Raw genomic sequence first — 15872 nt, 5'->3', positions numbered from 1 at the left:
GTCGACGCCCTGAGGGGTCGGATATGTCAAGCAACGTAAACTCATCCACTGGCGCGCGCAAAAGCCCTGCCTATAAGGGCGCCATGCTGCGCCCCCGCTTTTCCCACTCACGCCGATGGCGCGTTGCCATCGCGCTGGGCATCACTCTGATCGCGGGCGCGGGCACCGCCGAAGAACAATCCCCCGCCAACCTCTCACGCTTCGCCCACGTCACGCTGACCACCCAGCAAGGCGCCCCGCCCGGCATCCGCGCCATGGCTCAAGGGCCGGACGGCATGATCTGGCTGGGCGCGCGCGACGGGCTGTGGCGCTTCGACGGCACCACCTTCGACCATATCCCCGCGCCGCATGGCGCCCGCTTTGCCGAGGCGCCCGTCAGCAGCCTGCTGGTCTCGCGCCGGGGCGAGCTATGGGTCGGCTTTGGCGCCAGCGGCGGGGTGGCGGTCTATCGCCACGGACATCTGGTGGATGCCGGACTGAGCGACCCTCCGCCCCAGATCGTCTATCTGACGCAAGGCCCGGATGACGCGATCTGGGCGCAATGGGGCGGCATCGACAAGCGGCTGTGGCGTTTCGCGGCGGGCCGCTGGGCGCTGATGGACAAGGCGCTGGGCCTGCCGCCCGGCTATGGCCTGCAGATGCGCCGCCGCCGCGACGGCTCGCTCTGGCTGCCGGTGATGAGCCCCGAGCAGGATGGCGCGGGTCTGGCCGAACTGCGCCCCGGCACCAACCGCTTCCGCTGGCACCCCGGACATTTCGACTATCCCGCCCTCGCCGAGGACCGGCAGGGCCGCCTGTGGGTCTCCGACCGCAAGGCGATCCGCCCGGTGGACGGGGATGGCAAACCCCTGGCACCGTCGTGGCAGGCGGTACCGGGCACCGGCCTGCCGACCCTCACCTTCGACAGCCATGGCGGCCTGTGGAGCACCACCAGAACCAAGGGCCTGCTGCATATCGCGGCCAGCGCCGATCCGGCCAGCCGCGCCGAGCGTCTCGATGCGCAGAGCGGGCTCAGCTCCGACCAGACCCATGTCACGCTGGAGGATCGCCACGGCACCATCTGGATCGCCACCGAGGAGGGGCTGGACCGCTTCTCGCTGCCCGCTGTCGCCTTCGATCCCGTCATCCGCACCAGCCCGATCGACGGCATCGCTTTCTCCCGCACGGGGGACGGCGCGGTGCATATCATCAATCACGGCGATCTCTACGATATCCCCCTGAACGCCCCGCCCCGCCTGCGCATGCATCTGGCCCGCGAGACGACCTTGTGCGAGGCGGGCGATGGCGCGCTCTGGCTGGCGGACACCAACGCCATGTTCCGGCTGGAGGGGCGCGGCAAACGCGATATCGCGCGCCTGCCGGTGCATATGCCCTTTGGCTGCCTGCGCGATTCCTCGGGCCGGTCATGGGTGCTGGGCGAGGATCACAAGGTCTGGTGGCAGGACAGAGCGGGCTGGCATCCGGCGGGGCAAGGGCAGAATCTGCTGCTGCCCGGCGCCGGGCTGCGCAGCGATGCGCGGGGCGCGGTCGCCTTCGCCGATGGGCTGGATGCGGTGACTTTGGTGACGGGCGATGCCTTTCGCCGGATCGCTCTGGCACCGCTCAAGCTGGGGCGGTTGCGCGGCATCGACACGGCTGGCGATGGCTTTTTGCTGACGATGGAAATGGGGCTGGTGCGGCTGCGCGGCGGGCGGATGACGGTGCTGCGGGTGAAGGATCAACCCTGGCTTCAGGGCCTGCGTACCGTGGTGCAAGGCAGCCGGGGCGAGAGCTGGTTCTACAGCCCCGGTCGGCTGGTGCTGGTGCAGCCCGGCGATCTGGCGGCGGGCTTCGACCATCCGCAGCGTCCCGTGCCGCATCGCCTGCTGGGCGCCGCCGACGGCATTCCCGGCGCGATGCAGCATCCCGGCTTTATCGGCCCTCAGGCGCTGGCGGGGGGCGACGGGCGGCTGTGGCTGGCCACGGCCAGCGGCATGGCCGTGCTCGACCCGCGCGCCCTGCCCGCGCCCGAGCCTGCGCCATCGGTGCAGGTCAGCGCTCTGGAAGCGGGCAATGTCATGCTGCGCGATCCCGAGGCGCCCGTCCTGCCGCCGGGCAGTTCGACGATCCGCCTCGCCTATGCCAGCCCCGGCGATGCGGCCCCCGAAACCCTGCGCTTCCGTTTCCGGCTGGAGGGCGTCGAGGACGACTGGGTGCAGGCCGAAAACCGCCGCGCCACCACCTACACCAATCTGGCGCCGGGCGATTACCGCTTCCATGTGCAGGCGGCGCGGGGCGACACCGGCTGGGGGCCGGAAAGCGTGCTGCATGTCTCCATCCGCCCCAGCTTCGTGCAGGACTGGCCGTTCAAGCTGCTTTGCGCGGCTTGCGTGCTGCTGGTGCTGTGGCTGGCCTATCATGCGCGGATGCGCGCGGTGGCGGCCCATATCCGTCTGCGGCTGGAGGAACGGCACGACGAGCGCGAGCGCATCGCGCGGGAACTGCATGATACGCTGCTGCAATCCATTCAGGGCCTGATCCTGCATGTCGAGGCGGCCACGCAGGATCTGCCGCCGCGCGAAAAGGCCCGCGCCGCGCTGGAGCATGCGCTGGACAATGCGCAGGACGCCGTGGTCGATCTGCGCGAGAAGGTCGAAAGCTTGCGGGAGCCGGAAACCTCCGGCGATCTGGAAAGCCGCTTGCAGCAGATCGCGCGCGAGGTGCTGCGCGACACCCTGCCCTGCCGGATCATGGTGGTGGGGACGCCCTGCGACCTCTCGCCGCTGGCCGCGCATGAACTGTCACGCATCGCGCGGGAGGTGTTGTTCAATGCGCTGCGCCATGCGCGGGCCTCGCAGATGCTGGTAGCGATCGGTTACCGGTGGGACCGGCTGGACCTGCGCTTTGCTGACAATGGCGTGGGCGCCGACCCCGCCATGCTGAGCGCGGGGGGCCGGGAAGGCCATTTCGGCCTGCTGGGCCTGCATGAGCGGGTCAGGACGATGCAGGGGCGCATCACCATGGCCAATGGCGCCGAGGGCGGTCTGGCCACGACGATCATCATCCCCGCGCGCACCGCCTATGCCGAGCCGCAGGGGCTGTTGCGGCGCCTGCTGTCGTGGCTGCGGGAGGATTAGAGCATCGTGCGAAACAGTGGGAACCGGTTTTTCGTATAAAACGATGCTCTAGGCCGCCAGCGGTTCTCTTTCGGCCTTGCGCCAGTCGACATAACCCAGCGCCGCCAGCCCGACCATCGCGGCATAGAGCACCGCCGTCGGATAGAGCCCCTTGAAGACGAACATGCCGACATAGATCACATCCACCACGATCCACAGCAGCCAGTTGGCGCGGTGGCGCCGCGCCGTCCACCACTGCGCCACAAGGCTGAAGCTGGTGAGCATGGAATCGACCCAGGGCAGCGCGGCGTCGGTGTAATGGCTGGTGAACCAGCCGATGGCAAAACCGCCCAAAGCTCCGGCGAGCAGGCCGGTCAGCCCCTCGACGGGCGGCAGGGGGCGCACGATGACCTCGCCGCTGGCGTCGCGGTCGCCGCGCCAGGCGATCCAGCCATAGGCGATGCCGAGGCCGAAGAGCAGTTGCAGCGCCATATCGGCATAGAGCTTCTCGTCGCGGAACAGCTTGAAATAGAGCGCGCAGGCCGCAAGGCAGACCGGCCAGCACAGCATATGGCGCCGCGCCGTCAGCCAGATGCCGACAAAGCTGACCACCACGGCGACAATCTCGAACAGGGACATGCCAAACAGCGTCATCTTCGGGCCTTTCGGGGGATCAGTCTTGCGGCAAAGCGGCGCTGCGGACAAGCGCCAGCAGGTCCTGACCCTCTGCCGTCAGGAACCATTCGGCGTGGCCGATCAGAAAGCCGTGCCATGCCAGATCGGCATCCTGCGCCTTGCCCAGCACACCGTGGAAATAATCGGCTTCGGAGAGGGCGAACTCGACATGCACCAGCGGCAGGAGGCGGGCGAGAAGGTCGCGATCCCGCAAGGTGAGCGGGGTGACGCTGTGGTAGCCTGCGAGCAGGGCCAGCGCATCCTCGGCCTCGGTGATGGCCGTTTGATCCGGCCCCAGTTCCAGCCAGCGCACCGCCACGCGTTCCAGCGCCGTGGCCAGATCGTGGAGGGCGCAGGTGCGGTCTGACAAACCGAAATCGAGGACAGTCGCCACCTCTCCCTGTGTATTCCACAGCAGGTTGGAGGGGTGCCAGTCGTTATGGGTCCACAGCCTGGGCTGTGCGGCCAGAAGGGGTTGCAGCGCGGGCAGGTCGAGCGCGGCGAAGAGACGCGAAAGCTCCAGCTGCCAAGGCTTGTCGGCCAGATAGGCCGCCAGCGCCGGGCGGGCGGCAATATAGGTCTGCGCCGCCGCCAGAGGGTCTGCCGCGGGCAGGATGCTCAGGCTGGTGACCAGCGGCTGCACGGGCCTTGCGGGCGCGGCAAAGCCCTCCGCCGCGCGGTGCAGCCGGGCCAGAGCGGCGCCTGCGGCAAAGGCATGGCCGGGCTCGATAAACGGCGTCCATGACTGGCGGTCCCGGTAGAGATCGAGGCCCTGCGCCTTGCGGTGGATTTCCCAAGTCCACTCGCCCTGCGCCAGAGCGGTGGCGCCGTTGTCCGCCTCCAGCAGATCGGCCACCGGCTGGCCCTTGCTTGCCAGATGGGCGATAAAGGCATGTTCCTGCGCCAAACCCTGCGGACTGCGCAGACGGCGGCTGGGGCGTTTGAGGAACAGCTCGCCGCGATCCGTCCTCGCCAGTGCCGCCGAGGAGAAGGGGCGCGGCGAATGCCACTCCAGCGCCGCCAGCCGCCCGGCCTGCGGAAAGCGGGCCATGACCGCTTCCGCTTCCTCGGACGTGATGGCGGGCCAGCTTGGCGCTTCCAGCCCCGTGCCCATGCCATGGATCAGATGCGGGTCTCCGCTCATTCAGAAGGCGCGGGCCAGAGTCACCGAAAAGGCGCGGCCGCTGCCGATGTAATAGGTCGGCGCGGAACCGGTGATCACTGTGCCATTGGTGCCCAGCGTATCCTGCGCATTGGTGCCGATGCCCGACACGCCCGAGAGCACATGCGGATTGGTCAAATTGATCAGGTTCACGCGCAGATCGGTGCGCTTGCCGTCGATCCAGTCGGCCAGATGCACGCCCAGCGACAGGTCCAGCGTGGCATAGGCCTTGATGCTCTCGTCATTCATGAAGGTGCTGTACTGCTTGCCGACATATTTGAGCGCAAAGCTGCCGAACAGGCGCTTGTCGTCATAGGTGCCGCCAAGGCCAAGCTGCACCGCTGGCGCCTGCACCGCCTGCTTGCCGCGCGTGGGGAGGAAGTCGTCGCCCACCGGCAGATTGTCGCCCAGCCGCGCATGTAGCCACTCGCCCGAGGCGTAGAAGCTGACGCCCTCCACCGGGCGCCAGTCGATCTCGGCATCGACGCCGTAAGAGGTCTGATGTCCGGCGTTGATCGTGGTGTAGACCTGCGCGCCATTGATGTTGGCCAGGGTCGCAAGCTGCCGGTTGCGGAAGTTGTAATGGAACGCCGTGACCGAGGCCGACAGGTTGCGCCCCTGCCAGCGATAGCCCAGCTCCTCGCTGATCGAATATTCGTTCTTCAGCGCGGTGTTGCCCTGACTGGCGATGCCGCCAAGCCCGTCATAGGTGTCATACATGGTGTATTGATCGGGGGCGCGGAAGTTGGTCGTCACATTGGCGAAGACCTGTTGACGGTCATCCAGCTGATAATGCACCGAGGCGCGCGGCAAAGCGGCAAAGCTGTCGGTGCGCACGGCGCTCTGGTTGCCGGGCAGCCAGTTATGGCCATTGTGAAGCAGATCGACGCCCTTGAAGCCGACATCCACCTTCAGCCGGGGCGTGACGGCAAAGCTGTCGGCCAGAAAGAAGCCCTTGGTGACGGTGATGGTGGTGATGTTCTCGATCGCCAGCAGGCGCCCGTCGGCGGTGTGGATGGCGTTGCTGTCATAGCCCCACTGGTCCAGAGGCGTGCCATTGTCGCTCAGGCTGGTGAAGCTCTGCGTGTCATGGTCGCTGCCATAGTCGAACCACAGGCCGGCCGTCAGCGTATGGCGGCCCGCGCTGTAGGTCAGCTTGGCGACGTCGCCGGTGCGGAACTGGCTGCCGATGTAATTGCCCAGCACCGTGGCCGTGCCATCCACCGCGCCGGACAGGCTGATGGGCTGCGCCAGCGCCTGCGTGCCGAGGTAATTGCCGGTGGTGGACAATGCCGTGCCATAGGGCGCGTTGCCATAGCCATATTGCAGGTAGAAGGTGCTGTCGAAGCGCAGATTGTCGGCCAGCTTCAGATGCACCGGGGCCGAGACATATTCATTGCGGAAGGGCTGGCGATAGAGACGCCAATAGTTCGCCCCGCCCGCCGCATAAGTGGCATCGAAGCCATAGGACCGGCCATAGGTCTGCCAGTCGGCCAGCGTGGGGTTGGCATAGGTCGAGTTGCGGGCATCGTTGAAGGAGAAAGCGATGCTGGCGTGGTTTTCCTCGCCCCATTCTTTCAGCAGCTTGGCGTCGATGTGCTGGCGGCGCTCGTAACCGGGGTTGCGCCAGTTGTCGGCATAGGTGTTCGAATAGGAAATGAACGCGCGCAGGCCGGAATTGCCGATCTGCCCGGTGTCGAAACGCCCGAAGAAGCGCCGCAAATTGTACGAACCCAGCGTGCCATCCACCAGCGCCCCCATCTTCTGATGCGGATCATCGAGGCTGAGCGACAGCAACCCGCCCGCGCCATTCACGATCGGCGAATCAAGATCGACCGAACCCTGCCCCAGCGCCACCTGCTTCACATTCTCGGCGTCAGCAAATTGCGAGGGATAGGCGTAATAATAGCCGATGTCGTTCTGGGGCGCGCCCTCCATCAGCACGCCGATCTCATCCTGACCCAGCCCGCGCAGGGTGAGGCTGGAGCTGGTCGACAGGCCGAAAGGATCGCTCATCGAAACATTGGCGCCCGGCAGCAGGTTCACCAATTGGAAGGCGTTGAAGGTGGGCGCCTGCTTCTCGATAAAGGCGCTGGAAACGGCGCTGATCGCCTTGGGGGCGCTCTGGTCGGGCAGCAGGCCCTCGGGATCGGGATGGCCGACGACGCGGATGGTGCCCCTGTCAGCCACCGCCTCATGCGCCTGCTCGGCGGCATCGGGCGAGGCCTCCGCCGCGCTGGCCGTCTGGGCGACCAGCGTCAGCGCCGTACCGGCTGCCAGCAGGGCCAGCGCGCGGCGCTTTGAAGCAAGGCGGGAAACTGTAGTCGAAACCATCATCACATCTTTCTATCGGCGCGGCCGTGCGTCTGATGGGGCCTCCCGCCCCTTTGTCGAGTGCCCCGGTAGGGATATGACGCCAAGTTGACAAACAAGAACCTGCATATCGACCTTGCGGACAATGGTATAAGCGCCCGACCTGTTGTAGAGACGCCACCAGCATGCAGCTCTTACGCGCCTTTTTCCTCCATCACCGCCGCATGGCCGCGCTGTTGATCGCGCTGGCTTTGGCGATGAAGGCGCTGGTGCCTGCCGGTTTTATGCTGGGCCATGACAGCCGCGTGATCACGGTACAGATCTGCGCCGACGCGCTGGGCCAGCAGATCACCCAGAAGATCGTCCTGCCCTCAAGCCATTCCGGCGATGATAAGGCGAAGTCAGACAGCCCCTGCCACTTCACGGCCCTTGGCCATGCCATGCTGGGCGGTGCCGATCCGCTGCTGCTGGCTCTGGCGCTGGTGTTTATTCTGGCGCTGGGCTTTGCCCCGGCGCTGGCGCCTGCGCCGCGCCGCATCGCTTTCCTGCGCCCGCCCCTGCGCGGACCGCCCGTCCTTTCCTGACCCAGTGCCCCGCTGCGCTTGCGGCGGGATTTCGCATCCAGCGCGGCCCGCCCAAGGGTCGTGAGGATGCGCCTTGCTCAGGACAGGATGTTTCATGAAGACCGTTTGTTTTTCGCTGCCAGCCCTGCTGGCTGGCGCGCTGCCCGCCATGCTGACCGGCGCCCTCCCCGCCATGGCTGACGATGCCGAAAACCCCGGCATTGTCGTCACCGCCGCGCGCGGCACCGCCCTGCAAGACATGGACGTTTCCGCCAGCGTGCTGTCGGCCAAGGATGTTCAGGCCGCCCCCGCCATCGCCACCGACCAGATCATCAACCATATCCCCGGCATCTTCACGCTGAACCAGCCCGCCGCCGCGCTGCACCCCACCGGAGACACCTTCAGCATCCGCGGCTTTGGCACCACCACCAATGTCAACACGCTGGTCATGCTCGACGGCATGCCGATGAACGATCCCTATTTCCGCGTGGTCGACTGGAATCAGGTCGCCAAGGGCCAGATCGAGAGCATCGAGGTGATCCGCGGCGGCGGCGCCACCAGCCTGTGGGGCAATATGGCGATGGGCGGCATCGTCAACATCGTGTCGAAAGCGCCTCAGGCCGGCCATATGGATCTGGATATCAGCGCTGGCAGCTACAAGACTTATTCGGCCACCGCCAATGCCGGGATCGGCATCGCGCCGGGCGTGGTGGCGGGGATCACCGCCTCGGACACCACCACCGACGGCTACAACAAGACGCCCGAGGCCTATCGCAACCCCTATATGACCCCGACCAGTTCACGGAACCTCAACCTGGGCGGCAGCCTGCATGCCGATGTGGCGCCCGATGCGCATCTCTATGTCGCGGCGCTGTGGCACAGCCTGCGCCAGAGCGGTCTGGTCTGGCAAGGCACCAGCAACCGCTGGAACACCTTCCGCCTCAGCTTTGGCGGCGATAAAGGCGTCGGCCCCGGCAAGCTGTCGCTCAATGGCTGGTTCGGCACCGGCGCGATGGACACCACCAATGTCAGCCAGACGCCCAGCTTCAGCATCTTCAACCCCTCCGCAGGCGTGCCTTACGTGTCGCAGACCGAGCATGCCACCTACAGCAATCTGGGCGGATCGCTGATGTGGCAGGCCAACCTTGGCGCGCTGCATGATATCAGGCTGGGCGTCGATGGCCGCACCATCACCGCCAATGATCCGGTCAATTTCTTCGGCACCGGCGGGGCGACCGGCAATCTGCTGTCCCACGCGCGGCACCAGTTCGAGGGTGTCTTCGCCCAGGCCAGCCTCGTGCCCGGCGATGGGCCGCTTTCCATCACCTTGGGCCTGCGCGGAGACTTCTGGCAGACGGCCAACGGCAGCCTCAACGGCTTCTATCAGGGCTCCCCGGTGGCGCAGAACATCGCCAACCAGAGCTATGCCCGCTTCGACCCGCGCCTCGGCGCCAAGCTGAAGCTGGGGGCGCTCAGCCTGCGCGCGGCGGGCTACAGCAATTTCGCCGCGCCGGGGATGAACCAGATGTACCGCTCCTTCATTGGCGGCTCCAGCTACACCACAGTGAGCCCCGATCTGAAGCCACAGACCAATCTGGGCGCGGAGGCAGGCTTCGATCTCAATGGTTCGAAACTGCTGGCGGGGCTGACGCTTTCGGCCACGGCCTACACCAACAAGCTGAAGAACTTTATCGACTATGCCACGGTGCAATCGGGCTGCGCCTCGGCCAACAATTACTGCAACACCGGAATCGCGGGGATCAACGGCGGCTCGGTCAGCCAATATGTCAACGCGGGCGATGCCGTGCTGCGCGGTTTCGAGGTTCTGGGGTCATGGAGCCAAGGCCCCGTCTCGCTGACCGGCGGTTTCACCTACACCGACGCGCATCTCACCGCCTCGCGCTACACCACGCCCTCGGCGGGCGTGATCCCCGATCCGACCTATCAGCAACTGGGGCAGGTGCCCGAATGGACGGCCAATGCCGCGTTGCAATGGCGGGTGACGCGCCGGTTCAGCCTGAACGCCACGGTGAAAAGCTTCCCCTCCTATTGGAACAGCACCTCGCACACGCAGCGCAACGATGGCGCGACAACGCTGGATCTGGGCGCATCGTGGCAGGTGATGAAGGGGCTGGAACTCTACGCCTCGGCGCAGAACCTGACCAATGTGCGCTACCTCGATCAAGGTTACGGCGTCACCACCACCAATGGCAGCACGGTGCGGGGCAGCACCATCCCCGCGCTGGCCATGCCGCTGTGGGCCACCTTCGGCCTGCGCGCGCATATCTGAGGAACAGAGCCATGACCTCGAGCTTCTACCGCACCGTCTGGCGCTGGCATTTCTATGCCGGGCTGCTGGTGGTGCCGCTGGTGATCCTGCTCTCGCTCTCAGGCGCCTTGTTCCTGTTCAAACCGCAGGTGGAGCGCTGGGAGGAACGCGCCTTCCAGAACCTGCCCACGCAGAATGCCGCGCCGCCCTCAACGCAGGTCGCCGCAGCCTTGGCCGCCTTCCCCGGCGCCCATCTGGCCTCTTACCGCCTGCCCGAGCGCGAGGGCGATGCCGCCATGCTGCACCTTGCCCTGCCCGACGGCAGCATGACCGACGCCTTCGTCAGCCCGCAAGGCCGCCTGCTGGGCAGTATCCGCCCCGACAGCCGCATCATCGCCATCGACCGCAGCATCCACGGCCAGCTTCTGCTGGGCCGACGCGGAAGCTGGGTGGTCGAACTGGCGGCAAGCTGGGCCATCGTGCTGATCGTCACGGGCCTTTATCTGTGGTGGCCGCGCGGGCGGGGCCTTGCAGGGACGCTCTGGCCGCGCCTCACCGCGAAAGGCCGCGTGTTCTGGCGCGACCTGCATGCGGTGACCGGCGTGTGGGTGTCCGGGCTGGCGCTGGCGCTGCTTTTCACCGGCCTGCCCTGGGCGGACGCCTGGGGCAGCGCCTTCCTCGCCGTCCGCAAGGAGATGGGCTGGACGCAAGGCGCCCCCGACTGGACCATCGGCGGGCGCCCCGCGCAAGCACCCCATGCCGAGCACGACCACGCCGCCATGATGGCAGGCATGGATATGGGTGGCATGGACATGCAAGGAATGGACATGCCGATGGGTGACGACGCCCTGCTCGACACGATGGTCGGCCATGCCAACGCCGCCCATCTCGCCTTCCCGGTGCTGGTCGTGCCCCCCGGCATGCCCTCGGGCGAGGGCGGCAGCGGCAAGGCCGCGCAAGGCTGGTCGGTGCGCTCCGATGCGCAAAACCGCCCCCTGCGCGTCACGCTGCATTATGATGCCCATGGCACGCTAACCTCACGTGAGGACATCGCCACCCGCCATCCCCTTGACCGGCTGGTGGCCTATGGCGTCGCCTGGCATGAGGGGCAGCTTTTCGGCTGGATCAACCAGTTGATCGGGCTGGCCACGGCGGCGATGCTGATCACGCTGGCGGTCAGCGGCACGGTCATGTGGTGGCGACGCAGGCCTCGGGGCGAATTGGGCGCGCCCCGCCCCGCGGCCCATCCGGCATGGCCGGGCGGCAGGGCTGGTTTTGCAGGCGGAGCGCTGATGCTCTTCCTGCTGGTCTGGCTGCCGCTCTTCACCCTGTCGCTGCTGGTTCTTTTGCCTGTCGAGCGCTGGGTGCTGCCCCGCCTGCCCGCCGTGGCGCGTTGGCTGGGCACGGCGCGCAAGGTCAGCGTCTAACCCTCCTCCGCCAGCGTCTGGGCCACCATCACCCGCGTCGAGCACAGGGCGCAATCCAGCGCGCTGGCGGCCGCCTCATTGCAATGGATGCAAGCCCGCCGCTTGAGCGAGCCATTGACCAGACCCAGCACCATATCCTCATCCGCCGAGAGGGCAGCGCTGGCGCCCACCCGCAAGGGACGCGCCAGCGCCACCTCGCACAGATCCATCAGGCTGGCGAAGACCGGGGCGAGCAGCTCGCTCTGCGGATGGCGCAACTGGCTGGTGAGGCAGGGCTGAACCGCCTCGCCCCGGTCGCGGGCGTGGCGCCAGCAGCGCAAGGCACCCACCAGCAGCGGGGGCGGCACCTTGGGCGATCCCAGCCTTTGCGGCGAAAAAGAAACGGGCGAAAAAGTCCGGGCCATGATGGCGTCTCCTCTTGAGCTTGAGGCGGTGACCGACATCAGAAACGCGCCGATATCGGATCATCCGAATGGTGCGGTGCGACACTTCCAACAGAGATGTCCGCCCGGCGCAAGACCATGCGCCCCGCCCTGTCCCGCCTGCCCCTCGCCCGGCCCGGAGCCGTGCATCATTCCTGCCCGGTCGAAATTCCAGCCGAAGGCCGCCGCACAATCCAGCCTGCGCAGGAGAGCAAAAGCCCCGCCACAACCAGCAACACCCAGCCACGCGGATGCACCGGCCACCAGAACAGCGCAAAACCCAGCGCCATGCCCCCGCAAGCCGCCATCTTGGCATGGCGTGGTATCGCGCGATGGCGCTGCCAGGCACGGATCGGCGGTCCGAAGACCTTATGCTCGACCAGCCAGCGCTCCAGCCGGGGGGAGGATCGCGCGAAACAGGGCAAGGCCAGCAGCATGAAATCGGTGGTGGGCAGCAGGGGCACGAAGATGCCGATGATGCCGATCCCCACCAGCACCAGACCCAGCACCAGCCAGCCCACGCGCGGCGCGCCCGTCGCTTGGGGCCGATTCGGGACGCCGACAGCCTGGGCAGAACCGGTATGCTGATCTGTGGTCTGGGCGATCTCTTCCACGTGGTCCTCCGGGGGCATGGCGATGATAGGCGGAAAGATCGGGCCGAGCCAGATACTTGCCACGCATGGCCGCCATTCGCTTGCTGCATGCTGGCAGAGCGGTTCAGGGAACCGACAGGCCTCATCGGCTATTTACCTACAGGTTATTTTCTTTCCGCTTTCGGGCGCAAAAACAAAGCCGGCCTCCCCCCTGCCGGCAAGAAAGGGACAATCCCGTGAAAAAATCTCTCTTCGCGCTGGTGCTGTCCGCCACGGTGATGACCGGTGGCCTGCCTCTGGTCACGCCGCTGGCCACGACCCAGGCGCAGGCGCAGCCCATCGCCATCGGTGTCGGCATCGATCCCTTCATATGGAGCGGTCGCCGCTATTGCTGGTATGATTCGGCCTGGAGCGGGCCGGGCTGGTACTGGTGCGGCTATAACTGGCGCCGTGGCTATGGCTGGGGCGGCGGCTGGGGCTGGCACGGCCATGGCGGCCCGCGCGGCTGGCATGGCGGTTATCGCGGCGGTCCCGGTTGGCACGGTGGCGGCGGTTGGCATGGTGACCGTGGCTGGCACGGCGGCGGTGGCTGGCATGGTGGCGGCGGCTGGCATGGCGGAGGCGGCTATCATGGCGGTGGCGGTTTCCACGGTGGGGGCGGCGGCTTCCATGGCGGTGGTGGTGGTTTCCATGGCGGCGGTGGCGGCCATGGTGGTGGTGGCCACGGCGGCCATCACTGATCCATCCCGGCCAAACGCTCCGTTTCGGGGCGGATTGGCTGGCGGTATCGGGTTCTTGTTCAGCGCGGCGGTGCTTTTGCCCGCCGCGCTTTTTCGTGGGACCAGTCATGGGTCGCTGCCTGTGTCGGATCGGCGCCATACGGCATGCTTCCGGCACGGGTGATCCCGCATCCAAGTATTAACCCTGATTTTTCAGGAACACTTAAACCCGCCCGTCATTTTTGTTGCATTGCAATAATAAGGGCGAGGTTTCCGGTGAATTTCTATCTCGCGACGTCCTTTATCTTTCCGCGTTCGCTGCGCATGCGGCTTTTCGCACTGTGCTTTGTGTCCACCCATGTGCCGCTGCTGGCCTATTGCGGCTGGGGCTTTGCCACCGGGCGCATCACGCTGAGCGAATTCCTGCTGCTGACGCTGGCGACGGTGGTGGGCATGGTGCTGGCGCTGGTGGGCATCGGCGCGCTGCTCAGCCCGATACAGGTGCTGGCCGAGGCGCTGCACCGCGACGCCACCCCCGCCCCGCTGGTGCCCGAGGTGGGCGACATCATCCACTCCCTTTACGCCGGGGTGCAGCGCTCCGCCGCCCATGCGCGCGCCCGGATCGACGAGCTGGACTCCGCCGCGCATGAGGACCCGCTGACCGGCATTCCCAACCGCCGCGGCTTCCTCGCCCAGCTTGAAACCATGCCCGAGGAGCAGCGCCGGGGCTGCGTCGCCATCGTCGACATCGACCATTTCAAGAGCGTCAACGACAAGCTCGGCCACGATGAGGGCGACCGCGTGCTCTGCGCCTTTGCCGCGCGGCTGGCGGGGCAGTTGCGCCGCGCCGATCTGGTGGCGCGCTGGGGCGGCGAGGAATTCGCCATCTTCTTCGACAGTTGCTCGGAAGAAGAGGCCTGCACCGCGCTGGAACGCATTGCGGCGCATATGCGCAGCCACCCCATCGGCGATGTCGAGGGCCGCATCATCAGCTTTTCGGCGGGCCTGTGCGGCTGGACTGCGGGCAATCTGGACGACCACTTCCAGCGCGCCGATGAAGCGCTCTATGCCGCCAAGCGGAACGGGCGCGACCGTGTGTGCCGCGCGATATCGCCCGGACAGCAAGCCCTGCCCTCAAACTGACAAAAAGGGCGGCCCGTCCTGCGCCGGGCCGCCCTTTCCGTCCACGCCTGTCAGCGTTCCTGAATTTACTTCACGTCCGGCACGCTGCCGCCAATCGCCTTGACCAGCGCAATGCTGGCCTGACGGCGTTGGGTTTCCACCTGAATGCGGCTGCGCTCGGCGGTCAGCGCGTCGGTCTGGGCGGTCACCACCTCCAGATAGTCGGTGGCGCCGTCGCGATAGCGGATAAAGGCCAGATCGTTGGTGCGATTGGCCGCCTGAGCCGCCTCGGTCTGGTCATGCGCCTGCGTGGCATAGTCACGCTCGGCCGCCAGAGCGTCCTCGACCTGCTGGAAGGCATTCACCACCGCGCCGCGATAGCCGGCCGCCGCTTCCTCGAACTGCGCGCGCGCCTGCCTGACCTGAGCCAGACGCTTGCCCGCATCGAAGATCGGCAGGCTGGCGGCCAGGGGCCCCAGCGCCCAGACGGTGTTGGGCGCGGCCAGCAGATCATGCCCGCCCGTCGCCTGCCAGCCGGCATTGCCGCCCAGCGTGACGGTGGGGAAGCGCGCGGCCTTGGCGATGCCGATCCCGGCATTGGCCTCGAACATGCGACGCTCGGCAGCGGCAATGTCGGGGCGGCGCTGCACCAATTGGCCCGGCGTGCCCGAGGGGATGTCCGGCATGGTGAGTTGCGTGGCATCGGGCGCCAGATGGAAGCTGGAGGCGACCGCGCCCACGGCGGCGGCGATCTCATGCTCGGTGGTGGCGCGCTGCACCGAAATGGCCGAGACCTGCGCCTTGGCACTGGCGAGCTGTGACAAAGCACGGTTCTCGTCGACGCCCGAGGCGTCGCCGCCCTCATGGCGGTCATGGTTGAGCTGCCAGGCGCGCTGATAGGCGGTGACGGTATGGCGCAGCAGCTCGGCCTGAGCGTCCAGCCCGCGCAGCCGCACATAGGCATCGGCAACCTCGGCCTGAAGGCTGAGGCGCGCGCTGGCCAGATCGCCCGCGCTGGCCTGTGCCTCGGCACGGGCGGCCTTCACGCTGTTGCGCACACGGCCCCAGAAATCGACCTCATAGCTCAGCGAGGCGCCGACATTGTAGAGATCATAGGTCGAGGACCGCCCCGTCGAGGAGGGCCGGTCCCGCGCGACACGGGTGCGCTCCGCCGATCCACCGGCGTCCACCTCGGGCAGCAGCGCGGCGGCGCTGACCCGCGCGGCGGCGGTGGCCGCGTCATAGCGGGCGAGCGCGGCGGCCAACGTCGGGCTGGCCTTGTCCGCCTGCTCCTCCAGCGCGTTGAGCTGCGGGTCGCCAAAGGCTTCCCACCACTTGCCGCGCGGCAGGGCATCCATCGGCTCGGCCGCCTGCCAGCCGGGCAATTCGGCGAATTGCTGAGGCACGGCAGGCGTCTGCGGATGATAGGCAGGCGCCATGTCGCAACCGGCCAGCGCCGTGCCCGCCAGCGCCAGAGCCGCGAATGTCCGGCCCAGCTTAACCGCCCCCATG

12 protein-coding genes are annotated in these 15872 nt (G+C 67.1%); 6 read left to right on the top strand and 6 right to left on the bottom strand.

Annotated features, from left to right (window positions below; translation table 11 throughout):
* Positions 1-23: 23 nt before the first annotated feature.
* Positions 24-3116, top strand: a complete 3093-nt coding sequence (locus ABDW49_RS05315; RefSeq protein ID WP_343610259.1) for a triple tyrosine motif-containing protein — start codon at positions 24-26, stop codon at positions 3114-3116.
* A gap of 48 nt (positions 3117-3164) precedes the next feature.
* Here ABDW49_RS05315 and pnuC read toward each other — a convergent pair whose 3' ends face one another.
* Genes pnuC through ABDW49_RS05300 form a run of 3 tightly spaced genes read right to left on the bottom strand, consistent with a single transcriptional unit; the run spans position 3165 to position 7269 of the window.
* Positions 3165-3734 carry a nicotinamide riboside transporter PnuC gene (gene pnuC / locus ABDW49_RS05310; protein WP_343614163.1) on the bottom strand — a complete coding sequence of 190 codons (570 nt, stop codon included), beginning with the start codon at positions 3732-3734 and terminating at the stop codon, positions 3165-3167.
* Positions 3735-3768: 34 nt separating this feature from the next.
* Complete coding sequence (locus ABDW49_RS05305) at positions 3769-4914, bottom strand: phosphotransferase (RefSeq protein ID WP_343610258.1); 1146 nt, start codon at positions 4912-4914, stop codon at positions 3769-3771.
* Positions 4915-7269, bottom strand: a complete 2355-nt coding sequence (locus ABDW49_RS05300) for a TonB-dependent receptor (RefSeq protein ID WP_343610257.1) — start codon at positions 7267-7269, stop codon at positions 4915-4917.
* A 161-nt stretch (positions 7270-7430) separates the two neighbouring features.
* Between ABDW49_RS05300 and ABDW49_RS05295 the strand changes: the two genes are divergently transcribed.
* The 3 genes from ABDW49_RS05295 (at position 7431) to ABDW49_RS05285 (ending at position 11504) form a co-directional block, all read left to right on the top strand.
* Positions 7431-7829, top strand: coding sequence for a hypothetical protein (locus tag ABDW49_RS05295; protein WP_343610255.1), 399 nt, complete (start codon positions 7431-7433; stop codon positions 7827-7829).
* Between the two features lie 94 nt (positions 7830-7923).
* On the top strand, positions 7924-10098 hold the full coding sequence (locus tag ABDW49_RS05290) for a TonB-dependent receptor (protein WP_343610253.1): 2175 nt from the start codon (positions 7924-7926) through the stop codon (positions 10096-10098).
* An 11-nt stretch (positions 10099-10109) separates the two neighbouring features.
* On the top strand, positions 10110-11504 hold the full coding sequence (locus tag ABDW49_RS05285) for a PepSY domain-containing protein (RefSeq protein WP_343610251.1): 1395 nt from the start codon (positions 10110-10112) through the stop codon (positions 11502-11504).
* On the opposite strand, the gene ABDW49_RS05280 is transcribed toward ABDW49_RS05285, so the two are convergent.
* Together ABDW49_RS05280 and ABDW49_RS05275 are read right to left on the bottom strand one after the other, a co-directional pair.
* Positions 11501-11908, bottom strand: coding sequence for a hypothetical protein (locus ABDW49_RS05280; protein ID WP_343610249.1), 408 nt, complete (start codon positions 11906-11908; stop codon positions 11501-11503). The genes ABDW49_RS05285 and ABDW49_RS05280 overlap by 4 nt on opposite strands.
* A gap of 167 nt (positions 11909-12075) precedes the next feature.
* Positions 12076-12603 (bottom strand): YbaN family protein, encoded by a 528-nt coding sequence (locus ABDW49_RS05275; RefSeq protein WP_343610247.1) that lies wholly within the window; start codon positions 12601-12603, stop codon positions 12076-12078.
* 152 nt (positions 12604-12755) lie between these two features.
* On the opposite strand from ABDW49_RS05275, the gene ABDW49_RS05270 reads away from it, so the two are divergent.
* Both ABDW49_RS05270 and ABDW49_RS05265 read left to right on the top strand, forming a co-directional pair.
* Positions 12756-13259 (top strand): hypothetical protein, encoded by a 504-nt coding sequence (locus ABDW49_RS05270; protein ID WP_343610244.1) that lies wholly within the window; start codon positions 12756-12758, stop codon positions 13257-13259.
* Between the two features lie 255 nt (positions 13260-13514).
* Positions 13515-14381, top strand: coding sequence for a GGDEF domain-containing protein (locus ABDW49_RS05265; protein ID WP_343610242.1), 867 nt, complete (start codon positions 13515-13517; stop codon positions 14379-14381).
* A gap of 65 nt (positions 14382-14446) precedes the next feature.
* On the opposite strand, the gene ABDW49_RS05260 is transcribed toward ABDW49_RS05265, so the two are convergent.
* Positions 14447-15871 (bottom strand): efflux transporter outer membrane subunit, encoded by a 1425-nt coding sequence (locus ABDW49_RS05260; protein WP_343614161.1) that lies wholly within the window; start codon positions 15869-15871, stop codon positions 14447-14449.
* Position 15872: the final 1 nt, after the last annotated feature.

Origin of the sequence: Novosphingobium sp. (assembly GCF_039595395.1) — a bacterium.
Taxonomy (GTDB): Bacteria; Pseudomonadota; Alphaproteobacteria; order Sphingomonadales; family Sphingomonadaceae; genus Novosphingobium.
The sequence above is the reverse complement of the archived record's forward strand: the minus strand, read 5'-3'. Positions and strand labels throughout refer to the sequence as shown.